The organism is Nonomuraea sp. NPDC005692, from assembly GCF_040631115.1.
Classification (GTDB): domain Bacteria; phylum Actinomycetota; class Actinomycetes; order Streptosporangiales; family Streptosporangiaceae; genus Nonomuraea.
This window is the reverse complement of the sequence record NZ_JBEXYU010000038.1, coordinates 1-22,683: the sequence shown is the minus strand read 5'-3', so window position 1 is coordinate 22,683 and position 22,683 is coordinate 1. Positions and strand designations below refer to the sequence as shown.

Below are 22,683 nucleotides of genomic sequence, written 5' to 3'. Positions count from 1 at the left end.
GACGGTTCAGCGGCGGCTCACCGGCGGCTCAGCGCTGGAGGATGTCGCGGATGCGGGCGGACGCCTCGTCGAGCACGGTGTGCAGCTCGTCCAGCTTCTGCGTGGTCAGGGCGGCGCCGGCGGCCTCCGTGCGGGCCTGGGCCACGAAGTCGGCCAGCAGCTCGCCCAGCTCGCTGTCGAGCTCGGCCCGGCGCACGGTGTCGCCGCCGAGCGTGGTCCAGATGTCCGACCAGATCCGGCGCCACTCGCCGGCCAGCCGGTCGCTCTCCACCTGCCACTGGTTGGCGTGCGCCATCCACTGCCGCTTCTGCTGCTCCTTGAGCCGTTTGAGCTCCTCGGCCCGCGCCTTGGCGTCGTCGCGGGTGCCGGTGCGGACGTCCTTGGCCATCCGGGTCAGCTCGTCGCGCAGCGACTTCACCGTGTCGCGGACGTCCTCCTTGACCTCGCGGGCGATGTCGCGCACGGAGGCGGAGATCTCCTGCTCCAGGTCGTCGAGCTCGTCGAGCCGGGCGTTGAGCTCCTCGCGGCCCTTGTCGGTGATGGAGAACACCTTCTTGCCCTCGACCACCTCGTGCGTGACCAGGCCCTCCTCCTCCAGGCGGGCCAGCCGCGGGTAGATCGTGCCGGGCGAGGGCGAGTAGACGCCGAGGAAGCGGTCCTGGAGCAGCCGGATGACCTCGTACCCGTGCCGCGGGCTCTCCTCCAGCAGCTTGAGCAGGTACAGCCGGAGCCGGCCGTGACCGAAGACAGGGCTCATTCCTTCTCTCCCTTGAGCAGCGCGACCTCGCCCGAGACGGTGTACGCCGACAGTGAGGCCATGCCGCCCCCCAGGCGTCCGGACAGCGTCTTGGAGCCGGGGCTGTTGTTCGCCGACAGTCCGTCGAACGTCGAGCTCAGCCGGCCGGAGGTGGACCTCATGCTGACGTCGGACTCGACGTTCTCCGGCACCCGCACCAGGATGGCACCCGAGACGCTGTTGAGCGTCACATGACTCGTCGGCCGGAGCGTCAGGTCGGCGGTGATGCGGCCGGACACCGTGCTGGCCTTGAGCCGGCGCGGGCTGCCGTCGGCCAGCGTCAGCTCGCCCGAGACGGTCTTCAACGCCAGGTCGCCCTCCATGGCCCGGCTCTCGATCGAGCCGGAGACCGTGGTGGCGCTCACCTCGCCGCTCACGCCGTCGAGGACGACCTCCGAGGACACGCTCTTGACCCGGGTGGAACGCTCGAACCCGGCCAGCACCGTGGACGCCGAGACCACCTCCGTGTTCACCCGGCACCCCCTGGGCACGGTGAGCGTGAGGTTGGTCCTGCGCTTGTCGCGCCGCAGCCAGCCGAGCAGCCCGTCCAGGGTCAGGCCCTCGTAGGTGACGACCAGCTCTTTGGTCAGCGCGTCGTAGCTGACCAGCAGCGGCGCGGCCGACTCGATCTCCGTCAGCTCCAGCGTGGGCGGGCCCTCGCTGGCCAGGACGGCCAGCCTGCCGGCGACGATCCGCACGTCAAGTGACTCCACCGGCCCGAACGTGAGCTGCTCGGGAGCGTCGAGCGTCCACTTCTCCATGAACGTATGCCTCCTTGACGAGTACGTCTCTTACGAGAACACGATATGTCGCGTTACTCGAAAACTCAAGATGTATCGCGTCTCGGGGGCGGATCCCGTCAGTCGTCGTCCTCGTCGTCGAGGCGGGCCAGCCAGGTGGCCAGCCGCTCGATCGGGGTCTCGAACTCGGGGTTGAGATCGACGAACTCGCGCAGCCGCTCGCCCAGCCAGAGCACGCTGACCTCTTCCTCGCCCCGCCGATCGACCAGCTCCTCGATCCCTCGATCGGTGAAGTACATGGGTTTCTCCTTCGTGCAGGCAGGGGCCTCACCCTGCCGGTCAACACAGAAGCCCCCGGCCGGACGGCCGGGGGCTCACTGGCGGCCTGCTCAGCCGAAGAGCTGGTGGAGGATCTCCTCCAGCTCGGTGTCGTGCGAGTTGTGCGAACCCGTCGCGGGCGAGCTGTTCGGGGTCCGCGAGACGCGGCGCAGCGACCGGCCGCCGAGCGTCTGCGGGTCTTCGGCCAGCTTCAGCGTCAGGTAGGGCCACGGGCCCATGTTCACCGGCTCGTCCTGGGCCCACACCAGCTCGGCCTGCTGCCCGTAGCGGGCCAGCTCGGCGGTGAGCTCCTCGGTGGGGAACGGGTAGAGCCGCTCGAGACGGACGATCGCGACGTCGTCGCGGCCCGTCTTGTCGCGCTGTGCGGCCAGGTCGTAGTAGAGCTTGCCCGAGACCAGGACGATCCGGGTGACCTTGGCCGGATCGACCGTGGTGTCGCCGATGACCGGCTGGAAGGTGCCGGTGGTGAAGTCGGACGCCTTCGACGTGGCCGCCTTGTGCCGCAGCAGCGACTTGGGCGTGAAGACCACCATCGGCTTGTGCCGGTTGGACTCCACCTGCCAGCGCAGCAGGTGGAAGTAGTTGGCCGGCGTGGACGGCTGCGCGACCGTCATGTTGTCGAGCGCGCAGACCTGCAGGAACCGTTCGATCCTGGCCGAGGAGTGGTCGGGGCCCTGGCCCTCGAAGCCGTGCGGCAGCAGCAGCACGACCGACGACCGCTGGCCCCACTTCTGCTCACCGGACGAGATGAACTCGTCGATGATCGTCTGGGCGCCGTTGACGAAGTCGCCGAACTGCGCCTCCCAGGCCACCAGGGCATCGGGACGCACGACGCTGTAGCCGTACTCGAAGCCGAGCGCCGCGAACTCGCTGAGCAGCGAGTCGTAGACGTAGAACTTCGTGGTGCCCTCGTTGAACTGCTTCAGCGGCGTGTGGTCGGCGCCGGTCATCCGGTCGACCAGCACCGCGTGGCGCTGGGTGAACGTGCCGCGCCGGGAGTCCTGGCCGACCAGGCGCACCGGGTGGCCGTCGATCAGCAGGGAGCCGAACGCCAGCGTCTCGCCCATCGCCCAGTCGATCGAGTCGGTCTCGACCATCTGACCGCGGCGCTGCAGCACCGGCGCCAGGCGCGGGTGCGGCGTGAAGCCCTCGGGCAGGTTGAGCTGGGTGTCGACGATGCGCTTGAGCGTCTCGTCGCTGATCGCCGTCGGCGTGTCGGCGTGGGACCACTTGACGACCTCGGCCGGGGGCACCCGCATGGCGGCCGCCTCCTTGGGCTTCTTGGCCGCCTCGCGCGTCTCGGTGAACGCCTGCTCCAGCTTGGCCTGGTAGTCGCGCAGCGCCGACTCGGCCTCCTCGACCGTGATGTCGCCCCGGCCGATCAGCGCCTCGGTGTAGAGCTTGCGGGTCGAGCGCTTGGCGTCGATCAGGTCGTACATCAGCGGCTGGGTGAAGGCGGGGTTGTCGCCCTCGTTGTGGCCGCGGCGGCGGTAGCAGATGAGGTCGATGACGACGTCCTTGCGGAACGCCTGGCGGTACTCGTAGGCCAGCTGGCCCACGCGTACCACGGCCTCGGGGTCGTCGCCGTTGACGTGGAAGATCGGCGCCTGGATCATCCGCGCGACGTCGGTCGCGTAGACCGACGAGCGGGAGGAGGCCGGCGAGGTGGTGAAGCCCACCTGGTTGTTGACCACCACGTGCACGGTGCCGCCGGTGCGGTAGCCGCGCAGCTGCGACAGGTTGAGCGTCTCGGCCACCACGCCCTGGCCGGCGAAGGCCGCGTCGCCGTGGACGAGGACGGGAAGGACGGTGAAGCCCTCCTCACCGCGCTCCAGGAGGTCCTGCTTGGCGCGGACGACGCCCTCCAGCACCGGGTCGACCGCCTCCAGGTGGGAGGGGTTGGCCACCACGGACGCCGTGATCATCTTGCCGCTCGGGGCGGTGAACTCGCCGCTCGCGCCCAGGTGGTACTTGACGTCGCCGGAGCCGTGGGCGGTGCGCGGGTCGATGTTGCCCTCGAACTCGCCGAAGATCTGCGCGTAGGACTTGCCCACGATGTTGGCCAGCACGTTGAGCCGGCCGCGGTGGGCCATGCCGATGACGACCTCGTCGAGGCCCTCGTCGGCGGCGTCGCTGATCACCGAGTCGAGCAGCGGGATCAGGGACTCGCCGCCCTCCAGCGAGAAACGCTTCTGGCCGACGAACTTCGTCTGCAGGAACGTCTCGAACGCCTCGGCGGTGTTGAGCCGGGACAGGATGTTGAGCTGCTCGTCGCGCTCGGGCGAGGCGTGCGGCTTCTCCACCCGCGCCTGGATCCAGGCCCGCTCCTCGGGGTTCTGGATGTGCATGTACTCGATGCCGACCGTGCGGCAGTAGGAGTCGCGCAGCACGCCCAGGATCTCGCGGAGCTTCATCAGCGGACGGCCGCCGAAACCGCCCGTGGCGAACTCGCGCTCGAGGTCCCACAGGGTCAGCCCGTGGGACTGGATGTCGAGGTCGGGGTGCTTGCGCTGCTTGTACTCCAGCGGGTCGGTCTCGGCCATCAGGTGGCCGCGCACGCGGTAGGCGTGGATCAGCTCGATGACCCGGGCCGACTTGGCCACGTCGTCGTCGTGCGAGGCCGAGATGTCCTGGACCCAGCGCACCGGCTCGTACGGGATGCGCAGGGCCTCGAAGATCTCGTCGTAGAAGCCGTCCTCGCCGAGCAGCAGCCGGTGGATCTGGCGCAGGAAGTCGCCCGACTGGGCGCCCTGGATGATCCGGTGGTCGTAGGTGCTGGTCAGCGTCATGACCTTGGAGACGGCCAGGCGCGACAGCGTGTCGGGCGAGGCGCCCTGGTACTCGGCCGGGTATTCCATCGCGCCGACGCCGATGATCGTGCCCTGGCCGGGCATCAGACGCGGAACGGAGTGGACGGTGCCGATCGTGCCGGGGTTGGTCAGCGAGATCGTGGTGCCGGAGAAGTCGTCGACGCCCAGCTTGCCCGCGCGGGCCTTGCGGACGACCTCTTCGTAGGCCACCCAGAACTGGCGGAAGTCCATCTCCTCGGCGCCCTTGATCGAGGGCACGAGGAGCTGGCGCTCACCGTTGCTCTTCTGGACGTCGATCGCCAGGCCGAACCCGACGTGCTCGGGCTTGACCAGCGTGGGCTTGCCGTCGACCTCCGTGTAGGAGTAGTTCATCTCCGGCATCGCCTTCAGCGCCTTGACGATCGCGAAGCCGATCAGGTGAGTGAAGGAGATCTTGCCGCCACGCCCCCGCTTGAGGTGATTGTTGATCACGATGCGGTTGTCGATGAGCAGCTTGGCCGGGATGGCCCGGACGCTGGTCGCCGTCGGGACCGTCAGGGACAGGTCCATGTTGGCGGCCGTGCGCGCGGCGGCGCCGCGCAGCTTCACCTCCTCGGCGCCCTTGGGCACCGGGGTGGCCGGCTGCTTCGGCTTCTCGGCTGCCGGAGGCGCCTTCGGGGGCGCCTTGGGAGGTGCGGGCGCGGTCGCAGTGCCGTTCGCCGCCTCCCTGACCGGGGTCCGGCCCGGTCCGTAATCAGGGTTGTAGTCAGCGAAGAAGTTCCACCAGGCCTTGTCGACAGACTCTGGATCTTGAAGGTACTTCTGGTACAGCTCGTCGACAAGCCACTCGTTCTGACCAAAGCTTGCCAGCGGGTTTGTCCGCGACGACTCAGACGACACGGCGGAAATCGCCCTCTTCCGCAGATCGGCGTTGATGTTAGAGAACCTGTCCAAGGCTACTCGCCCGGACCGGCAGCGCGCGCCGAAGAGCACGCGCCGCCTCGAACGATCCTCTCAGGACACGCCGAAGAGGTCACGCCCGCCTAGTCAATCCAGGGAGAGCCGCCATTGTTACTGTTTGGTATCAACGTATGGCCGGCAGGTTTATTTCCCTCCGGGCACGATTCTGCTGGTGATCCGCACCCCGGGTGACAGCTCCTCCAGCAGGTCCGCCAGCTCCTTGCCGGCCTGCTGGAGCTCCTCCATCGACATCGGCTCCAGGCGTTCGAGGAGGAAGATCGCGTTGGTCGTCTCCTCGGTGAGCCGGGTGCGCGCCACCTGACGCCAGTTCCACCGGCGGCAGGTCACGCCGGCGTCGTCGCGCCAGATCACCTCGCCGGGCTCGGGCTGCCCGAGCGCCTCCTCCGAGTGCTCGTCGCCGGTCGCCCGCACCAGCCGGGCCGGGCCCTGGTAATGGTCGAGGTCCTCGCCGCCGATGGGCAGCGCGTGCTTGACGCTGATCGTGTTGTACGCGTCGACCACCCGGTTGATCTCCGGCAGCGGCATGCGCCGGGTCAGGGCGTCGACCGAGGGCCTGGTGCGCTGCGGCTTGGCGCCGAAGGCGCGGTAGGCGTCCTTCCAGGCGTCGATCTTGTCGGCCTGCACCTCGGACGCCGACGCCTCGGCCAGCCAGGCGCGGGTGCGGTCGTCGGTGGGGCCGTTCCGCAGGCCGTGGGCCAGCATCACCAGCACGGCGAAGTCGGGGCGCAGGGCGAGGACGGCGTCGTCCACGCGGATGTCGTCAAGCATCCGCCCAGTTTAGGAGGCCGGGCCGGAGGGTCGCAGAGATCGCAAAATAGCCTTTGCAAAAAAGGCTTTGCGGTCTATGCTCGTCCTCATGGAGGAGCAGTACACGATCAGTGACCCGCAGGTGCTCAAAGTGGTCGCCCACCCCTTGCGGGTGCGGCTGCTCGGGCTGCTGCGCAGCGACGGCCCGGCCACCGCCAGCGAGCTGGGCCGCAAGGTCGGCGAGAGCTCCGGCTCGACCAGCTACCACCTGCGTGAGCTGTTCAAGTACGGCTTCATCGAGGAGGACCCCGATCGGCGCGACGGCCGCGAGCGCCGCTGGCGGGCCCGCCACCGCTACACCTCCTGGGACAGCGGCGAGCTGTCCGGCACCGAGGAGGGCCGCGAGGCGGTCCGGATCATGCGGATGCGCCAGGTCGAGGCGCTCGCCCGCGTCGCCCAGGGCTATGACGAGCGCCGATGGTCCCCCGAGTGGGTGCGGGCGGCGGGGATGAGCGACGACTTCGTGGAGCTGCCGCCGGCCGGGCTGCTGGAGTTCGACGAGCGGGTCGAGGAGCTGCTCCGCGAGCTGGCCGCCCGCTACGCCGGCGACCCCGACGTCCGGCAGGTGCACATCTGGCGGGGCGGCTTCCCCCGCGAGGGCTTCCCCCGGGCCGGTGACGACGAACAGGCCGGTGACGACGAAGAGGAGCAGGACCGATGACCGCTCGTTCCGCCCTGCGGCGCTACATGCTCGTCAGCTTCCTGACCTGGCTGCCGCCGGGGCTCATGGTCGCCTGCATGGTGCTGCTGATGACCGAGAGGGGCCTCGGCCTGGTCGAGGTCGGCCTGTCGGTGACCGTCTTCTCGGTCGTCACCGCGAGCCTGGAGCTGCCCACCGGCGGCCTGGCCGACGTCGTCGGGCGGCGCGCGGTGCTGGCCTGCTCGGCGGTGTTCACCGTGGCGGGCCTGGCGCTGATGAGCGTCTCCACCGCGTTCTGGATGTTCCTGGTCAGCGGCGTGCTCAAGGGGATCGCCAGGGCCCTGTCCAGCGGCCCGGCGACCTCCTGGTACGTCGACACGCTGCACGGCATCGAGGGCGAGGGGGCCGACCTCAAGCCCGGCCTCGCGCGCGGCGGCGCGATGGAGTCGGTGGCGCTGGCCGTCGGCGTGCTGCTGGGCGGCGCGGTCCCGATGCTGGTGCCGCCGGAGGTGATGACGCCGCTCGCCGTGCCGCCGCTGCTGGGGGCGGGCGCGGCCGTCGTGCTGCTGGTGGTGGTGATGTTCGCGCTGCCCGAGCCGGCGCACGCGCGGCGCTCGCTGGGGGGCGTGCTGCGTGAGGTGCCCGCCACGGTGGTCGCCGGGATCCGGCTGGCGGCCGGGGGCGCGGTGCTGCGCCGCCTGATGGCCGCCGCGGCCGCGTCCGGCATGCTGCTGATGACGATCGAGCTGCTGACCCCCGGCCGCCTGGCCGAGCTGGCCGGCACGGCCGAGCGCGGCAGCGCGGCCTACGCCGTCGTGGCGGCCCTGGGCTATGCCGCCAGCGCCACCGGCAGCGTGCTCGCCCCCCGCGTGGCTCGCCTGGCCGGCAGCTCGGCCAGAGGGGCCATGGTGGGCGCGGTGCTCTGCGCGCTGTCGGTCGGCTCGCTGGCCGCCACCGCCGGGCTGGACGGCGTGCCCGGCCTGGTGGCGGCCGGGCTGGCCTACCTCGTCATGTTCGCCGGGCTGTCGGTGACCGGGCTGCTCTGCCTGGAGATGCAGCACAACGCGGTCTCCGCCGCCGAGCGCACCACGGTCACCTCGACGTCCTCGCTCTCGCTCCAGGCGGGCGGGGTGCTGGCCAACTCCACGCTCGGCGTCCTGGCCGCGCAGACGGGCGCGTCCGCCGCCTGGTGGGTGGCCTCCGGGGTGGTGCTGGCCTCGGCGCTGCTGTTCGTCGCGATGCCGAGGCCGGGGGTCACACGCTCCAGTCGAGTTCCGGCCCTACCGGAACGATCCTGCTCGGGTTGATGTTCGTCTGGGTCATGTAGTAGTGGCGCCTGATGTGGTCGAAGTCCGTGGTGTCGCGGAAGGCGGGGATCGCGTAGAGCCTGCGGGTGTACGCCCACAACGCCGGATAGTCCGTCAGCCGCCTGATCGAGCACTTGAAGTGGCCGTGGTAGACCGTGTCGAACCTGACCAACGTGGTGAACAGCCGCACGTCGCTGTCGGTGAGCGTGTCGAAGAGGAACTCCGACTCCGCCAGGCGCACCTCCAGCAGGTCGAGCGTGGTGAACACGCGGGTGACCGCCTCTTCGTACGCCTGCTGCCCGCGGGCGAAGCCGGCCTCGTAGACCGCGTTGTTGAGGCCGTGGTAGAGGCGGTCGTTCATGATGTCGATGTCCGGGCGCAGGCGTTCGGGGTACAGGTCGGGCGCGCTGCCCCACGACGTCTCCAGATCGAGGGTGATCTGCGGGAAGTCGTTGGTGACGAGGCGTTCGTCCTGGATGTCCCAGATGCACGGCACGGTGTAGCGGCCCGTGTAGCCCGGTTCGGTCGCGTGGTAGAGCTCCGACAGGTACGGCGGGCCGCCGTCGGGGATCCGCCAGCCCTTCTCGTCGCGGATGGGGTCGACGATCGTGACGTCCAGCAGGTCCTCCAGGCGGAGCAGGGCGCGGACGATCAGCACGCGCTGTGCCCACGGGCAGGCGTAGGAGGCGTAGAGCCGGTAGCGGCCGGGCTCGGGCGGCCCGAGCCGTTCGGTGAAGCGGTTCGGCTGCCGGACGAAGCGGCCATCGTCTGAGATCTCGCGGCTCAGCTTCATGACCCCTAGTAGAACATGATTCGGGACCAGAACTATATTCGGGGCCATGGCTAAGTTCGTGGTGACTCCTTCCAGCGTGGCGCAGCGTGAGGCGTGGATGAGCGGGGCGGTTCCGGAGGTCGAGCGGGTCCGGCCGGGGTTGTGGTCGATCCCGGTGCCCATCCCGGTCAACCCGCTGCGGTACGTCCTGGTCTACGCCCTCGAACTGCCCGACGGCGTGGCCATCGTGGACGCCGGGTGGAACACCGACGAGGCCTACGACGCCCTCGCCGCCGGGCTGGCCGTGGCCGGCTACGGGATCGCCGACGTCAGGGCCGTCCTGGTCACCCACCTGCACCCCGACCACTACGGCCTGGCCGGACGCGTCCGCGAGGCGTCGGGCGCCTGGATCGGGCTGCACCCGGCCGACGCGAACCTGGTGCGCGAACGGTACGACGACGACGCCATCGACTCGCTCGTCCAGCGGGAGCGGGCCCTGCTCCGGCGCTCCGGCGTGCCCGACCTGAGCCTGGACGAGCTGGCCGGGGCCTCGATGATGATCAGGCACATGGTCACGATGGCCCGTCCCGACCGGCTGATCGAGGACGGCGAGAAGCTCGACCTGCCCGGCTGGGACCTGCGGGCCGTCTGGACCCCCGGCCACACGCCCGGCCACCTGTGCTTCGTCTCGCCGGAGCGCAGGCTGCTGCTCTCCGGCGACCACGTGCTGGCGAAGATCACGCCGATCGTGGCCGTGCACCCCCAGTCGGGCCCCGATCCGCTGGCCGACTACCTCGGCTCGCTGGCCGCCGTGCGCGACCTGGAGGTGGACGAGGTGCTGCCCGGCCACGAGTACCGCTTCCTGGAGCTGGCCGGGCGCGTCGACCACGTGCTGGCGCACCACGACGAGCGGCTGGCCGAGATCGAACGGGTCGTCGGCGAGGACGACGGCGTGACCTGCTGGGACGTCGCCACCCGGCTGAGCTGGTCGCGGCCCTGGGAGACGATCCCGCCGTTCATGCGCCGGGCGGCCAACAACGAGACGCTGGCCCACCTGGTATGGCTGGCCGGACGGGGCAGGGTACGCAGGCAGGAGGGCGAGCCCGAGCTCTGGAGACGCGCCTGAGCCGGTCGGTTATCGTACTCCTACCAGAATGTTGTTCTCTTGCTCTGGAGGTTCGATGCTTCGGTTCGATGACAGGGTCGCGATCATCACGGGCGCCGGGCACGGCCTCGGCAGGGCGCACGCGCTCCTGCTCGCCGAGCGGGGCGCCAAGGTCGTGGTCAACGACCTCGGCGGCGCGCTCGACGGCACCGGCGCCTCCACCGGCCCAGCCGCCGAGGTGGTCGAGCTCATCACCAAGCACGGCGGCCAGGCCGTCGCCAACACCGACAACGTCGCCACCCCCGAGGGCGCGAGGGCGCTCGTGCAGACGGCCGTCGACGCGTTCGGCCGGATCGACATCGTCGTCAACAACGCGGGCATCCTGCGGGACAGGTCCTTCGGGAAGATGACCGTCGAGGACTTCGACGGCGTGCTGGCCGTGCACGTACGCGGGTCGTACCTGGTCAGCCAGGCCGCCTACCCGCTGATGAAGGAGGCCGGCCACGGCCGGATCGTCAACACCTCCAGCCCGGCCGGCCTGTTCGGCAACTTCGGCCAGGCCAACTACTCCACCGCCAAGATGGGCCTGGTGGGGCTGACCAAGACGCTGGCCATCGAGGGCGCGCGCAACGGCATCAAGGCCAACGCCATCGCCCCCGTCGCCTGGACCAGGATGACCGAGGCGCTGCTGCCGGCCGAGTTCGAGGCGAAGTTCACACCCGAGCGGGTGAGCGCGCTGGTCGCCTACCTCGTGCACGACTCGTGCGAGTCGAGCGGCGAGGTGTTCACCGTCGGCGGCGGGCGGGTGGCCCGCGTGTTCGTGGCCGAGGGGCCCGGCTGGAAGGCCGACGACCTCACCCCCGAGGCGATCGCCGACAACTGGGGCTCGGTGATGGCCGAGCAGCCGTACGTGCTGACGGCCGGCGACTCGATGAAGGCCATGCTCTAGCCGCTCCAGCGCCGGAGCCTGCCGGAAGCCGGTCATCGCCCGTCGGGGCGGTGGCCGGCTTCCGCGCGTTCGGGAGGGTCTCGGCGCACGTCTCATGCCAGGCTTTGTTCGATCTTCGACATAAGTCAGCGAGGTTCGGTCGAACAAGGCTCTTGATTTGCCGCATGAGTGATCTTATTGTTCCCGCATGACCCCCCAGCCGGGCTCGGCTGCCGACGTCCTGACGCTCATCAGCGCCGGATCGGCGACCACCCGTTCCGATCTCGCGCGCCTCACCGGACTGGCCAGATCCACGATCTCCCAGCGGGTCGACGCGCTCATCGAACGCGGTCTCGTCGAGGAGACCGAGAGCGGCGAGTCCACCGGCGGCCGTCCACCGCGCCAGCTCCGCCTGCACACCGAGGAGCACGCCTTCGCCGGCGTCGACCTCGGCGCCACCCACTGCCGGGTCGCGCTCATGGACCTGACCGGCGGCCTGCTGGCCGAGTGCGAGGACCCGCTGGAGATCGGCGAGGGCCCCGACAAAGTGCTCGCCCACGTCGACGAGCGGCTCGACCGGCTGCTCGGCGAGGCCGGACGGCCCCGCGCCGCGCTGCGCGCCATCGGCATCGGCGTGCCCGGCCCGGTGGAGTTCGCCACCGGCCGCCCCAACAACCCGCCGATCATGCCCGGCTGGAACGACTACCCCGTCCCCGAATACTTCGACGGCATCCAGGTGCTGGTCGACAACGACGTCAACGTCATGGCGCTCGGCGAGCACCGCAACGCCTTCGCCGGCACCAGCCACCTGCTGTTCGTCAAGGTCGGCACCGGCATCGGCTGCGGCATCGTGGCCGATGGCAAGCTCCACAGAGGAGCCCAGGGCTCGGCCGGCGACATCGGGCACATCCGCGTCAGCGGCCACGACGACGCCGGCTGCCGCTGCGGCAACAGCGCCTGCCTGGAGGCCGTGGCCGGCGGCGCCGCCATCGCCCGCCGGCTCGCCGAGCTCGGGCTGGCCGCCGAGACCGGCGCCGACGTCGTCGCGCTCGTCCAGGCGGGCAACACCCAGGCGCTGCGGCTGGTCAGGGAGGCCGGCCGGCTCATCGGCGAGGTGCTGGCCGGCCTGGTCAACTTCTTCAACCCCGAGGTCATCGTCATCGGCGGCGCACTGTCCCGCGTCCACGAGCACCTCCTGGCCGGTATCAGGGAGACCATCTACCGCCGGTCACTGCCGCTGGCCACCCACCACCTGTCCATCACCCCGAGCCGCACCGGGATCAACGCCGCCGCTCTCGGTGCGGGCCTGCTCGCCATCGAGCACTACCTGTCACCGGACAACATCAACCGCATCGTCAACGCCTGAAGGGGACCCCCGATGCTGGTCATGAAGGGCATCGTCAAGCAGTTCCCCGGCGTGCGCGCGCTCGACGGGGTCGATCTCGACGTACGGGCGGGCGAGGTCCACTGCCTGCTCGGCCAGAACGGCGCGGGCAAGTCCACCCTGATCAAGGTGCTGGCCGGCGTCCACCAGCCCGACGAGGGCACGATCGTCTTCAACGACGCGCCCGTCCGGCCCGCCAGCCCCAACGACGCCATCCGGCTCGGCTTCGCCACCATCTACCAGGAACTCGACCTGGTCGACGGCCTCAGCGTCGCCGAGAACATCTTCCTCGGCCACGAGCACGCCCGCTTCGGGTTCGTCAACCGCCAGGCCGGCCGCCGGGCCGCCCGCGCGGTGCTGGAACGCCTCGGCCACGGCGAGATCCGCCCCTCCACCGAGGTCGGACGGCTCTCACCGGCCGCCAAACAGGTCGTCTCGATGGCCCGCGCCCTCTCCCACGACGCCCGCCTGATCATCATGGACGAGCCGTCGGCCGCCCTGGCCCACGACGAGGTCGCCAACCTGTTCCGCATCATCCGCGAGCTCACCGCCCAGGGCGTGGCCGTCGTCTACATCTCCCACCGGCTGGAGGAGATCCGCGAGATCGGCGACCGCGTCACCGTGCTCAAGGACGGGCGCACCGTCGCCGTCGGCCTGCCCGCCCGCGACACGCCCACCGCCCGCATCGTCTCCCTCATGACCGGCCGCAACGTCGAGTACGTCTTCCCGCCCCGCCCGACCCGGCCGCCCGGCGAGGAGGTGCTGCGCGTGGAGAACCTGACCGCGCCCGGCGTCTTCGCCGACGTCTCCTTCTCCGTACGCGCCGGGGAGATCGTCGGACTCGCCGGGCTCGTCGGCAGCGGACGCTCCGAGATCCTGGAGGCCGTCTACGGAGCCCGTCCCGCCGCCGGCCGCGTCACGCTCGCCGGCCGCCCGGCGCGCCGCCGCGTGACCGGCGCCGTCCGGCAGGGCATGGGCCTGGCCCCCGAGGAACGCAAGGCCCAGGCCCTGCTGCTCGACCAGAGCGTCACCGCGAACATCACGCTCGGCACCCTGCCGCAGTTCGCCAGGTTCGGGTGGATCGACCGCGGACGCGAGCGGGCCGAGGCCGCCCGCCTGGCCGAGCTCCTCGACATCCGCCCGCCCGACCCCGAGCGCCCGATCAGGACCCTGTCGGGCGGCAACCAGCAGAAGGCCGTGCTCGCCCGCTGGCTGCTCGGCGGACGCAAACTGCTGCTGCTCGACGAGCCCACCCGCGGCGTCGACGTCGGCGCCCGCGCCGAGCTGTACGCCGTCATCCGCGACCTGGCCGACCAGGGCATCGGCGTGCTGCTGGTCTCCAGCGAGGTGCCCGAGGTGCTGGGCCTCGCCGACCGGGTGCTCGTGCTGCGCGAGGGCGCCGTCATCCACGAGGGCGAGGCGGCCGGCCTGGACGAGCACCGCGTACTGGACATGATCATGGATGGGAGGGCCGCGTGATGAGCGACCCCATTGAGGCGCCCGAACGACCCGCCGCCGGGGTCGCCCGGCCGAGACCGTCCCTGCTGAACGGGGTCGCCGAGATCCGCCACCTCGGCCTGCTGGGCGCGCTGGCGCTGCTCGTGGTCGTCGGCCTGGTCACCCGGTTCGACAACTTCGCCACCACCTCCAACCTGGTCAGCATCCTGGCCCTGGCCGCCACGATCGGCGTGATCACCGTCGGGGCCACGTTCGTGATCATCGGCGGTGGCATCGACCTGTCCGTCGGCGCCGTCATGGCCCTCGCCTCGGTCTGGGCGACCACGCTGGCCACCCAGTCGTACGGGCCGGTGGTGATGGCCGTCTGCGCGATCCTCGTCGGCACCGGGGCCGGGCTGGTCAACGGGCTGCTGATCGCCTACGGGCGGATGGTGCCGTTCATCGCCACCCTGGCCATGCTGGTGGCCGCCCGCGGCCTGGCCCAGCGCATGTCCGACAGGAAGACGCAGCTCATCCAGGTCGAGGGCATCGTGCAGCTGTCCACCACGCGGCTGCTCGGCATCCCGCTGCTGGTCTACGTGTTCGCCCTGGTCGTGGTGCTGGGGTGGATCGTCCTGAACCGCACCACGTTCGGCCGCCGCACGTACGCGGTCGGGGGCAACCCCGAGGCGGCCAGGCTGGCCGGCATCGACGTACGCAGGCACACGATGCTCCTGTACGCCCTGTCCGGCTTCTGCTGCGGCGTCGCCGCGATCCTCATCATGGCCCGTACGACGACAGGCTCGTCCACCCACGGCGACCTGTACGAGCTGGACGCCATCGCCGCCGTCATCATCGGCGGCACCCTGCTCACCGGAGGCCGGGGCACGATCATCGGCTCGATCCTGGGCCTGCTGATCTTCACCCTCATCACGAACCTGTTCATCCTCAACGGGCTCAACACCAGCGACCAGCTGATCGCCAAGGGCCTGATCATCGTCGTCGCCGTCCTTCTCCAGCGGCGGAACCTGAAAGCGAGAGCAACATGAGTGAGAACGTCGCGCGCAGGGGATTCCTCGTCGGCGGGGCAGTGCTGTTAGCGGCGGGTTGCACCAGCAACGAGCCGGCGGCCGCTCCCTCGTCGGCGGCGCCCGCGCCCGCCCCCGCCGCGAGCGGCAACGACGAACCCGGCCAGAAGGTGACGATCGGCTTCTCCGCGCCGGCCGCCGACCACGGCTGGATCGCGGCCATCGCCAAGAACGCCGAGAGCGCGGCCAAGCAGTACGGCGACGTCGACTTCAAGGCCGTCGAGCCGACCAACGACATCAACCAGCAGATCTCCGCCGTCGAGTCGCTGATCGCGGCCAAGGTGAACGCCCTGGTCATCCTGCCGAACGACGGCCAGCAGCTGAACCAGGTCGCGTTGCAGGCGACGCAGGCGGGCATCCCGGTCATCAACCTCGACCGGGTGTTCCCGGACAAGCTGGCCTACCGCACGTGGATCGGCGGCGACAACTACGGCATGGGCGTCGCGGCCGGGCACTACATCGGCAAGCAGCTCAAGGACAAGGGCGTCGCGAACCCGGTGATCGTCGAGATCCAGGGCATCGCCACGCTGCCGCTGACCCAGGACCGCAGCAAGGGCTTCGCCGACGCGCTGAAGACGTACGGGTTCAGCGTCACGGCCAAGCAGGACGCCAAGTTCACCGTCGAGACCGGCAACCAGGTGGCGACCTCGCTGCTGCAGGCGCACAAGAAGATCGACGCTCTGTGGAACCACGACGACGACCAGGGGGTCGGCGTGCTGGCCGCCATCAAGGAGGCGAACCGCGACGAGTTCGTCATGGTGGGCGGCGCCGGCTCGCTGAACGCCATGAAGGAGATCCAGGCCGGCACGTCGGTGCTCAAGGCCACCGTCACCTACAGCCCCACGATGGCCTCCTCGGCCATCAGGCTCGCCAGGTTGATCGCGCAGGGCAAGGGCATGAGTGACCTCGTGGAGAACCAGGTTCCCCAGTCGATCACCCTCGCGTCGGAGACGATCACCAAGGAGAACGTCGACAAGTATCTGGCGCTCGGATTCGAATCCTGATCGGGGGTTGCATGTCAGACAAGACCACCATCGGCGTGGGCATGATCGGATACGCGTTCATGGGCCGCGTCCACTCCCAGGCCTGGCGGAGCGTCGGCGCGTTCTTCGACCTGCCGCTCGCGCCGCGCATGGCGGTGCTGGCGGGGCGGTCGAAGGAGCAGACCGCCGCCGCGGCGGCCCGGCTCGGCTGGGCCGACGTCGAGACGGACTGGAGAGAGCTCGTCCGGCGGGACGACGTGCAGATCGTCGACATCTGCACGCCGGGCGACTCGCACGCCGAGATCGCCATTGCCGCGCTGCGCGCCGGCAAGCACGTGATCTGTGAGAAACCGCTGGCCAACACCGTCGCCGAGGCCGAGGCCATGGTCGCGGCGGCGGCCGCGGCGCCGGGCAGGAGCATGGTGGCCTTCAACTACCGGCGGGTCCCCGCGGTCGCGCTGGCCCGCCGGTACGTCGAGGAGGGCAGGCTCGGCGAGATCCGGCACGTACGCGCCCAGTACCTCCAGGACTGGATCGTGGACCCGGAGTTCCCGCTGGTGTGGCGGTTGCAGAAGGACAAGGCGGGCGCGGGGGCGCTCGGCGACATCGGCTCGCACATCGTGGACGCCGCCGAGTTCGTCACCGGCCAGCGTGTGGTGGGCGTGTCGGGGCTGACGGAGACGTTCGTCAAGGAGCGTCCGCTGGCGGGGGAGTCGGCGGGGCTGGCGGCGTCCCGTGCCGAGGAGAGGGGGGCGGTCACGGTCGACGACGCCGCGCTGTTCATCGGCCGGATGTCGGGCGGCGCGCTGGCCTCCTTCGAGGCCACCAGGTTCGCGACCGGGCGCAAGAACGCGATGCGCATCGAGGTCAACGGGCAGCTCGGCAGCCTGGCGTTCGACTTCGAGTCCATGAACGAGCTGTGGTTCAGCGAGGGCGGGGGCGGGTTCGAGCGGATCCTGGTGACCGAGCCCGACCATCCCTACGTGGGCGCGTGGTGGCCGCCGGGGCACGGGCTGGGCTACGAGCACACCTTCACCCACGAGATCAAGGACTTCCTGGAGGCCGTCGCGGCCGGCACCGACCCCGCGCCGTCGTTCGCCGACGGGCTGCGAGTGCAGCGCGTGCTGGCGGCGGTGGAGGCGAGCGCGGCCGACGGCAGCCGGTACACCCCTGTGGAGGACTCATGAGACCAGTAACGCTGTTCACCGGGCAGTGGGCGGACCTGCCGTTCGAGGAGGTGTGCAGGCTGGCGGCCGAATGGGGCTACGACGGCCTGGAGATCGCCTGCTCGGGTGACCACTTCGACGTGGCGCAGGCGGTGGCGGACCCGTCGTACGTGGAGCAGAAGCGCGCCCAGCTCGACAAGCACGGCCTGAAGGTGTGGACGATCTCCAACCACCTCGTCGGCCAGGCCGTCTGCGACCATCCGATCGACGAGCGGCACAAGGCGATCCTGCCGGCCCGTATCTGGGGCTCGGGCGACCCGGAGTCCGTGCGGCGGGCCGCGGCCGAGGACATGAAGGACACCGCGCGGGCGGCGGCGGCGCTCGGCGTGGACACGGTGGTGGGGTTCACCGGGTCGTCGATCTGGCACACCGTGGCCATGTTCCCGCCGGTGCCGGCGTCGATGGTGGAGGCCGGCTACCAGGACTTCGCCGACCGCTGGAACCCGATCCTCGACGTGTTCGACGAGGTGGGGGTGCGCTTCGCGCACGAGATCCACCCGAGCGAGATCGCCTACGACTACTACACGACGCAGCGGACGCTGGAGGCGATCGGGCATCGTCCGGCGTTCGGGCTGAACTGGGACCCGTCGCACATGGTGTGGCAGGACCTGGACCCGGTGGCGTTCATCCTCGACTTCAAGGACCGGATCTACCACGTCGACTGCAAGGACACCCGGGTCCGGATCGGTGACGGGCGCAAGGGGCGGCTGTCGTCGCACCTGCCCTGGGCGGACATGCGCCGGGGGTGGGACTTCGTCTCCACCGGGCGCGGTGACGTGCCCTGGGAGGACTGCTTCCGGGCGCTCAACTCGATCGGGTACGACGGGCCGATCTCGATCGAGTGGGAGGACGCGGGCATGGACCGGCTGGACGGCGCCCGGGAGGCGCTGGGGTACATCCGGCGGCTGAACTCCATCACGCCGCCCGCCACCGCCTTCGACGCGGCCTTCTCCACCACGTAGAGCTGGGCTGGTCACGGGCCGGGCGGCCGAGGGCCCGGCCCGTGCCGGACGTCCGGGGCGGGCCGGCGCGCGGTCATCAACCCGACGATCATGATCAGCCCGCAGACGAGGAACGGCCAGCCGTACGGCCGTCGTGGCGCCCAGCCGTCGAAGGTGGTCGCCACTCCCACCAGGGTGACGGCCGCCGCCGAGAGCCATCCGAGCACCCGCCCGGCCGCGCGGCCGCGCAGCGACGCCAGCAGGATCGCCAGGACGATCCCCGGCCAGGCCATGAGGACGAGGTCCCAGGCGTGCGGAGGCCCCGGCGCGTAGGCGTGGAGCGCGCCGTTCAGCGGGCCGGCGGCGAGGTAGAGCGGGAAGGCCATGACGACCATGGCCAGGTCGCCGTACGTCCCGTCGCCCAGGCGGCCGTCCTGGGTCAGCCAGGTCAGCGTGAGCACCGCGGCGGCGTACCCGAACGCCGCCGACAGTGTCTGGATCCTGGCGATGGCTGCGATCATCGGACGCCTTCCCCTGCCACGTCACCACTCCGGCGATCCCACGGTAGAGCGCCCGGCGGGCCGTGGCCGGGCCCATGGGAAACCCTTGCCGGAACCGGTCAGGACGCCGGCGGAGCGGGTGGCGGGCCGTCACCGTCCTTGGCGCAGGCCGGCGCGTCCGCCTCCGCGCCGCCGGGGCCCCGCGGAACGCCCAGCTCGACGCAGCAGTGGCCCGGCCGCGGGATCAGGGTGGCCTGGACGGCCGGGGCGTCGAGGCCGTCGAGGAAGCCGGTCAGGAACGCGTGGTTGATGCCGCAGACCAGCTCGGGGGCCTTGGCGGCCAGGGGGTGGAAGGGGCAGTTGCGCAGCCGGACCAGGGTCGGGGTGTCGCGGCTGGGCTCGAAACCGTGACGTTCCAGGACCTGCTGGGCGCAGGTCAGCGCGCGCTCGGGGCCGAGCCGGGCGCCGCGCAGCCCGCCGCGTTCGGTGTGGCCGAGGTCGTGGCCGCGCTCGCGGGCCAGGCGGCGGGCCGCCTGACCGGCGCTCTCGCCGGGCGTCTCGGCCAGCACGGCGTCGAGCAGGATGTCGGCGAGCAGGACGGGTTCGCGCTGGGGGATGCTGACCTGGACGTCGAGCTCGGAGGGTTCGTACACCTTGGGGGCGCGGCCGACGCGGCGCAGCCCGCCCGGCTGTTCGTAGCGGGTGGCGAGAAGCCCGGCGTCCACCAGTTTGTCCAGGTGGAAGGCGGCGAGCTTGCGGGAGATCCCGACGCTCTGGGCCGCCTCGTCGCGGGTGACGGGCCGCCCGGCGCGGCGGATGAACTCGTACATGCTGCGGCGCAGGTCGTCGCTGAGCGCGGCGACCGCCGCGAGGCTCGTGGAGTCGGACGTCACACATCCAGCTTAACGCCTAGAAAACTTGTGAATCATCTGAAGCCATGCCTTTGTCCTGGGGAGGTTGACGCCGTCACCGAATATGTCCAAGACTTGTTGGTGAAATAGGAGGTGGGTCATGGACGAGCTGACCGGCCGGGCCAAGCGGCCGGTGACTGTGCTGGCGGGCCCGTACGGGCATCCGGCGCACCCGATCCTGGTGACGGTGCCGATCGGGGCATGGGTGGCCAGCCTGGTCTTCGACGTCGCCTCGCACGTGGTGTCGCCGGGCGGTTTCCTGGCCCAGGGGTCGGTCTGGCTGATCGCCCTCGGCGGCCTCGGCGCGCTGGCCGCCGCCTCCGTCGGGTTCCTGGACCTGTTCGCCATCCCGCCCCGTACGCCCGCCTTCCGTACCGGCCTGGTGCACATGGCGCTCAACCTGGCGGTCACCGCCGGGTACGCGGCCGGGTTCGCCTGGCGGCTGGGCGGCGGGCCGCCGGGGCCCGTGCCGGTGGGGCAGATCGTGCTGTCGGCGGTGTGCCTGGCCGTGCTCGCGGTGTCGGGCTACCTGGGCGGCAAGCTCGCCTTCCGCTACGGCGTCCGGGTCGCCGACGAGGACACCCAGGCCGAGGGGTTCACCACCACCCCGCCACGGTGAGGCCCCGCCTACGGACATACGAACGGCTCATCTGGAAAGAAGGAAGATCGTGGAGATCGCGGCACTGATCACCTGGCTCGTCACCGCCGTCGGCGGCTTCTACATGCTCGGCACCTGGATCGCCCGCGGCGGCGTGGCCCAGCAGCGGACCGGTGAGTCCCGGCTGCCCGCTCCCGTGCTCTTCGGGCACTTCCTGCTCGCCGCGGCGGGCCTGGTCGTCTGGATCGTCTACCTGTTCGCCGACGCCGGCTGGCTGGCCTGGCTCGCGTTCGGGCTGCTCGTGCCGGTCGCGCTGCTCGGGTTCGTCATGCTGGCGCGGTGGATCCCCGTCCATCGGGCGCGGGTCGCCCGGCTCGGCTCCGGCCCGGCGGCGGCCGGCTCGCCGGTTCCGGCCGAACGGCACTTCCCCGTCGCGGTCGTGGCGGGTCATGGGCTGTTCGCGGTCGTGACCGTCGTCCTGGTGCTGCTCACCGCGCTCGGCGTGGGCGGGAGCTGACGTGCGCCGCGATCACCACGCCCTTCGCCCAGGAACAGGACAGGAAGAGGAGATCCGACCATGCCTGCACCCGCGACCATCGTGATCGCCGGCGGCGGCCTCGCCGCCGCCAAGGCCGCAGAGGCCCTGCGCGGCGAGGGCTTCGACGGCCGGCTCGTGCTGGTCGGCAGGGAGACGCACCTGCCGTACGAGCGGCCGCCGTTGTCCAAGGACTACCTCCAGGGCGCCGGCGAACGCGACAAGATCTTCGTCCACGATCGTTCCTGGTACGCCGAGCACGGCGTCGAGCTGCGGCTGGGCGTCGAGGTCACCGGCATCGACCCGGCCGGCCACCAGGTCACTCTCAGTGACGGTGAGCAACTCGGCTACGACCGGCTGCTGCTGGCCACCGGCTCCCGGCCGCGCCGTCCCGGCATTCCCGGGGCCGACCGGCCCGACGTGCTGTACCTGCGTACCGTCGACGACAGCGAACGCCTGCGCGCCACGCTGGCCGGCGCCGGCCGCGTCGCGATCCTCGGGGCCGGCTGGATCGGCCTGGAGGTGGCCGCCGCCGCCCGCGCCGCGGGGGCCGAGGTCACCGTGATCGAGACGGCCTCCGCGCCGCTGCTGCGCGTGCTGGGGCCGCACGTCGCCCAGGTGTTCACCGCGCTGCACCGCGAGCACGGCGTGCACTTCCTCTTCGACGCCCGCCCCGCCGAGATCACCGAGTCCGGGGTCCTGCTCGACGACGGCGCCCACGTCGAGGCGGACGTCGTCGTGGCCGGCGTCGGCGCCGACCCGGACACCGACCTCGCGCGGGCCGCCGGGCTGACCGTCGAGGACGGCGTCAAGGTCGGGGCCGACCTGCGCACCTCCGACCCCGACATCTTCGCGGCCGGCGACATCGCCAACGCCTACCACCCGCTGCTGGGCCACCACGTCCGGGTCGAGCACTGGGCCAACGCGCTCAACCAGCCCGCCACCGCCGCCCGCGCGATGCTCGGCCGGGACGGCGACTACGACAACCTGCCCTACTTCTTCACCGACCAGTACGACCTGGGCATGGAGTACGTCGGCCACGTCCCGCCCGGCCGCACGCCCGACGTCGTGGTGCGCGGCGACCTGGACGCCCGCGAGTTCATCGCCTTCTGGCTGGACGAGGAGGACAGGGTGCTGGCCGCGATGAACGTCAACGTCTGGGACGTCACCGACCACACCCAGGCCCTCATCAGGTCCCGCAAGCCCGTGGACCGGGCCCGGCTCGCCGACCCCGGCACCCCCCTCGACCAGCTCCTGCCCTCCTGACATCGGGTGCGGCACGGGACGGTCCGTCCCGTGCCGCACCGGAGGGCGGTCAGCGCACGACGCGGCAGACCAGGGCGTCGGACGTGCCGCGCAGCGCGGACATCACCACGTCCGTGGTGAGGAACTTGCAGGCCAGGTACGGGTCACCGGAGCCCGCGTACGTCATCGGGCCGGGGCCGCCGGTGTAGCAGCGCAGGCCGCCGGACTCGTAGAAGCCGATCCACGAGGACGAGCTGACCTTGGCGTGACAGTAGTCGCCGATCGAGAGGGGCCCGAAGGTCACGTCCACGACGGCCGCGTGGGCGGGCGCGGCGAGGGCGAGCAGGCCGGCGGAGGCGATGGAGAGCAGGGCGAGGCCGCGACGAAGCATGGATACTCCTTGGGGGGTGGTGGGCACTCATCCCGGAGTATCCGTTAGGAAACTTTCCTTAGCAATGGGTTGCGACCGGTTCGGCCGATCGCTGCCCGACCTGCCCGGGGCCGGAGAGCGGAAGCCCGTTCTCCGGCCTTGGGCAGGGGTCAGACATCCCTGGACGTTTGTTGTCAAGCAGCGAGGTCGTTTGATCGGTGCGACCAGGCGGTTGCCTGGTCGTAGGGGCTGTGGGTTTTG

22 protein-coding genes are annotated in these 22,683 nt (G+C 70.9%); 13 read left to right on the top strand and 9 right to left on the bottom strand.

Annotated elements, in window-relative coordinates; translation table 11 throughout:
- Positions 1-28: 28 nt before the first annotated feature.
- The 5 genes from ABZ459_RS45065 to ABZ459_RS45045 form a co-directional block, all read right to left on the bottom strand.
- Positions 29-757 carry a helix-turn-helix transcriptional regulator gene (locus tag ABZ459_RS45065; protein WP_357984960.1) on the bottom strand — a complete coding sequence of 243 codons (729 nt, stop codon included), beginning with the start codon at positions 755-757 and terminating at the stop codon, positions 29-31.
- Positions 754-1,557 (bottom strand): DUF4097 family beta strand repeat-containing protein, encoded by an 804-nt coding sequence (locus ABZ459_RS45060; protein ID WP_357984957.1) that lies wholly within the window; start codon positions 1,555-1,557, stop codon positions 754-756. The genes ABZ459_RS45065 and ABZ459_RS45060 overlap by 4 nt, the downstream gene beginning before the upstream one ends.
- A 98-nt stretch (positions 1,558-1,655) precedes the next feature.
- Positions 1,656-1,835: a DUF6104 family protein gene (locus ABZ459_RS45055; RefSeq protein WP_352323532.1), complete on the bottom strand. Its 180-nt coding sequence runs from the start codon at positions 1,833-1,835 to the stop codon at positions 1,656-1,658.
- Between the two features lie 90 nt (positions 1,836-1,925).
- A complete protein-coding gene (locus ABZ459_RS45050; protein WP_357984954.1) occupies positions 1,926-5,564 on the bottom strand; it encodes a multifunctional oxoglutarate decarboxylase/oxoglutarate dehydrogenase thiamine pyrophosphate-binding subunit/dihydrolipoyllysine-residue succinyltransferase subunit in 3,639 nt (1,212 codons plus the stop codon).
- Between the two features lie 204 nt (positions 5,565-5,768).
- On the bottom strand, positions 5,769-6,413 hold the full coding sequence (locus tag ABZ459_RS45045; protein WP_357984951.1) for a phenylalanine--tRNA ligase beta subunit-related protein: 645 nt from the start codon (positions 6,411-6,413) through the stop codon (positions 5,769-5,771).
- A gap of 88 nt (positions 6,414-6,501) precedes the next feature.
- Here ABZ459_RS45045 and ABZ459_RS45040 point away from each other — a divergent pair, with 88 nt between their 5' ends.
- The gene (locus ABZ459_RS45040) at positions 6,502-7,113 is read left to right on the top strand and encodes a helix-turn-helix domain-containing protein (RefSeq protein ID WP_357984948.1); all 612 of its coding nucleotides are present in this window, start codon (positions 6,502-6,504) and stop codon (positions 7,111-7,113) included.
- A complete protein-coding gene (locus ABZ459_RS45035; RefSeq protein ID WP_357984945.1) occupies positions 7,110-8,399 on the top strand; it encodes an MFS transporter in 1,290 nt (429 codons plus the stop codon). The genes ABZ459_RS45040 and ABZ459_RS45035 overlap by 4 nt, the downstream gene beginning before the upstream one ends.
- Here the strand turns inward: ABZ459_RS45035 and ABZ459_RS45030 are convergent.
- The gene (locus ABZ459_RS45030) at positions 8,347-9,192 is read right to left on the bottom strand and encodes a glutathione S-transferase C-terminal domain-containing protein (protein ID WP_357984943.1); all 846 of its coding nucleotides are present in this window, start codon (positions 9,190-9,192) and stop codon (positions 8,347-8,349) included. The genes ABZ459_RS45035 and ABZ459_RS45030 overlap by 53 nt on opposite strands.
- A gap of 46 nt (positions 9,193-9,238) precedes the next feature.
- Here ABZ459_RS45030 and ABZ459_RS45025 point away from each other — a divergent pair, with 46 nt between their 5' ends.
- The 8 genes from ABZ459_RS45025 (at position 9,239) to ABZ459_RS44990 (ending at position 18,284) form a co-directional block, all read left to right on the top strand.
- Positions 9,239-10,297, top strand: a complete 1,059-nt coding sequence (locus tag ABZ459_RS45025) for an MBL fold metallo-hydrolase (RefSeq protein ID WP_357984940.1) — start codon at positions 9,239-9,241, stop codon at positions 10,295-10,297.
- A gap of 55 nt (positions 10,298-10,352) precedes the next feature.
- Entirely contained in the window at positions 10,353-11,225 is an 873-nt protein-coding gene (locus tag ABZ459_RS45020; protein ID WP_357984937.1) for an SDR family oxidoreductase, read from the top strand.
- A gap of 187 nt (positions 11,226-11,412) precedes the next feature.
- The gene (locus tag ABZ459_RS45015; RefSeq protein ID WP_357984934.1) at positions 11,413-12,570 is read left to right on the top strand and encodes an ROK family transcriptional regulator; all 1,158 of its coding nucleotides are present in this window, start codon (positions 11,413-11,415) and stop codon (positions 12,568-12,570) included.
- Positions 12,571-12,582: 12 nt separating this feature from the next.
- On the top strand, positions 12,583-14,067 hold the full coding sequence (locus tag ABZ459_RS45010; RefSeq protein WP_357984931.1) for a sugar ABC transporter ATP-binding protein: 1,485 nt from the start codon (positions 12,583-12,585) through the stop codon (positions 14,065-14,067).
- Positions 14,067-15,074, top strand: coding sequence for an ABC transporter permease (locus ABZ459_RS45005; protein ID WP_357984928.1), 1,008 nt, complete (start codon positions 14,067-14,069; stop codon positions 15,072-15,074). Before ABZ459_RS45010 ends, ABZ459_RS45005 begins: the two co-directional genes overlap by 1 nt.
- Positions 15,071-16,117: an ABC transporter substrate-binding protein gene (locus ABZ459_RS45000; RefSeq protein ID WP_357984925.1), complete on the top strand. Its 1,047-nt coding sequence runs from the start codon at positions 15,071-15,073 to the stop codon at positions 16,115-16,117. The genes ABZ459_RS45005 and ABZ459_RS45000 overlap by 4 nt, the downstream gene beginning before the upstream one ends.
- An 11-nt stretch (positions 16,118-16,128) precedes the next feature.
- Positions 16,129-17,283, top strand: coding sequence for a Gfo/Idh/MocA family oxidoreductase (locus ABZ459_RS44995; protein WP_357984922.1), 1,155 nt, complete (start codon positions 16,129-16,131; stop codon positions 17,281-17,283).
- A complete protein-coding gene (locus tag ABZ459_RS44990) occupies positions 17,280-18,284 on the top strand; it encodes a sugar phosphate isomerase/epimerase family protein (RefSeq protein WP_357984919.1) in 1,005 nt (334 codons plus the stop codon). The genes ABZ459_RS44995 and ABZ459_RS44990 overlap by 4 nt, the downstream gene beginning before the upstream one ends.
- Before the next feature lie 11 nt (positions 18,285-18,295).
- On the opposite strand, the gene ABZ459_RS44985 is transcribed toward ABZ459_RS44990, so the two are convergent.
- A complete protein-coding gene (locus ABZ459_RS44985; protein WP_357984916.1) occupies positions 18,296-18,784 on the bottom strand; it encodes a hypothetical protein in 489 nt (162 codons plus the stop codon).
- A 98-nt stretch (positions 18,785-18,882) separates the two neighbouring features.
- Entirely contained in the window at positions 18,883-19,656 is a 774-nt protein-coding gene (locus ABZ459_RS44980) for a helix-turn-helix domain-containing protein (protein ID WP_357984913.1), read from the bottom strand.
- 118 nt (positions 19,657-19,774) lie between these two features.
- Between ABZ459_RS44980 and ABZ459_RS44975 the strand changes: the two genes are divergently transcribed.
- From ABZ459_RS44975 to ABZ459_RS44965, 3 genes are read left to right on the top strand one after another with little or no spacing between them, the layout of a single operon-like run.
- The gene (locus ABZ459_RS44975; RefSeq protein ID WP_357984910.1) at positions 19,775-20,293 is read left to right on the top strand and encodes a DUF2231 domain-containing protein; all 519 of its coding nucleotides are present in this window, start codon (positions 19,775-19,777) and stop codon (positions 20,291-20,293) included.
- A gap of 49 nt (positions 20,294-20,342) precedes the next feature.
- Positions 20,343-20,789, top strand: coding sequence for a hypothetical protein (locus ABZ459_RS44970; RefSeq protein WP_357984908.1), 447 nt, complete (start codon positions 20,343-20,345; stop codon positions 20,787-20,789).
- A 60-nt stretch (positions 20,790-20,849) separates the two neighbouring features.
- Positions 20,850-22,073, top strand: coding sequence for an FAD-dependent oxidoreductase (locus ABZ459_RS44965; RefSeq protein ID WP_357984905.1), 1,224 nt, complete (start codon positions 20,850-20,852; stop codon positions 22,071-22,073).
- A gap of 49 nt (positions 22,074-22,122) precedes the next feature.
- On the opposite strand, the gene ABZ459_RS44960 is transcribed toward ABZ459_RS44965, so the two are convergent.
- On the bottom strand, positions 22,123-22,443 hold the full coding sequence (locus ABZ459_RS44960; protein WP_357984902.1) for a hypothetical protein: 321 nt from the start codon (positions 22,441-22,443) through the stop codon (positions 22,123-22,125).
- Positions 22,444-22,683 lie beyond the last annotated feature (240 nt).

What these genes read in the sequence shown, in the direction of transcription:
- ABZ459_RS45000 (WP_357984925.1), top strand. Translation starts at nt 15,071, where the DNA reads ATGAGTGAGAACGTCGCGCGCAGGGGATTCCTCGTCGGCGGGGCAGTG.
- ABZ459_RS44965 (WP_357984905.1), top strand. Translation starts at nt 20,850, where the DNA reads ATGCCTGCACCCGCGACCATCGTGATCGCCGGCGGCGGCCTCGCCGCC.
- ABZ459_RS45045 (WP_357984951.1), bottom strand. Translation starts at nt 6,413, where the DNA reads ATGCTTGACGACATCCGCGTGGACGACGCCGTCCTCGCCCTGCGCCCC.
- ABZ459_RS45055 (WP_352323532.1), bottom strand. Translation starts at nt 1,835, where the DNA reads ATGTACTTCACCGATCGAGGGATCGAGGAGCTGGTCGATCGGCGGGGC.
- ABZ459_RS44975 (WP_357984910.1), top strand. Translation starts at nt 19,775, where the DNA reads ATGGACGAGCTGACCGGCCGGGCCAAGCGGCCGGTGACTGTGCTGGCG.
- ABZ459_RS45035 (WP_357984945.1), top strand. Translation starts at nt 7,110, where the DNA reads ATGACCGCTCGTTCCGCCCTGCGGCGCTACATGCTCGTCAGCTTCCTG.
- ABZ459_RS45025 (WP_357984940.1), top strand. Translation starts at nt 9,239, where the DNA reads ATGGCTAAGTTCGTGGTGACTCCTTCCAGCGTGGCGCAGCGTGAGGCG.
- ABZ459_RS45040 (WP_357984948.1), top strand. Translation starts at nt 6,502, where the DNA reads ATGGAGGAGCAGTACACGATCAGTGACCCGCAGGTGCTCAAAGTGGTC.
- ABZ459_RS44960 (WP_357984902.1), bottom strand. Translation starts at nt 22,443, where the DNA reads ATGCTTCGTCGCGGCCTCGCCCTGCTCTCCATCGCCTCCGCCGGCCTG.
- ABZ459_RS44985 (WP_357984916.1), bottom strand. Translation starts at nt 18,784, where the DNA reads ATGATCGCAGCCATCGCCAGGATCCAGACACTGTCGGCGGCGTTCGGG.
- ABZ459_RS45030 (WP_357984943.1), bottom strand. Translation starts at nt 9,192, where the DNA reads ATGAAGCTGAGCCGCGAGATCTCAGACGATGGCCGCTTCGTCCGGCAG.
- ABZ459_RS45015 (WP_357984934.1), top strand. Translation starts at nt 11,413, where the DNA reads ATGACCCCCCAGCCGGGCTCGGCTGCCGACGTCCTGACGCTCATCAGC.
- ABZ459_RS45060 (WP_357984957.1), bottom strand. Translation starts at nt 1,557, where the DNA reads ATGGAGAAGTGGACGCTCGACGCTCCCGAGCAGCTCACGTTCGGGCCG.
- ABZ459_RS45005 (WP_357984928.1), top strand. Translation starts at nt 14,067, where the DNA reads ATGAGCGACCCCATTGAGGCGCCCGAACGACCCGCCGCCGGGGTCGCC.
- ABZ459_RS44990 (WP_357984919.1), top strand. Translation starts at nt 17,280, where the DNA reads ATGAGACCAGTAACGCTGTTCACCGGGCAGTGGGCGGACCTGCCGTTC.
- ABZ459_RS45065 (WP_357984960.1), bottom strand. Translation starts at nt 757, where the DNA reads ATGAGCCCTGTCTTCGGTCACGGCCGGCTCCGGCTGTACCTGCTCAAG.
- ABZ459_RS45010 (WP_357984931.1), top strand. Translation starts at nt 12,583, where the DNA reads ATGCTGGTCATGAAGGGCATCGTCAAGCAGTTCCCCGGCGTGCGCGCG.
- ABZ459_RS44995 (WP_357984922.1), top strand. Translation starts at nt 16,129, where the DNA reads ATGTCAGACAAGACCACCATCGGCGTGGGCATGATCGGATACGCGTTC.
- ABZ459_RS45020 (WP_357984937.1), top strand. Translation starts at nt 10,353, where the DNA reads ATGCTTCGGTTCGATGACAGGGTCGCGATCATCACGGGCGCCGGGCAC.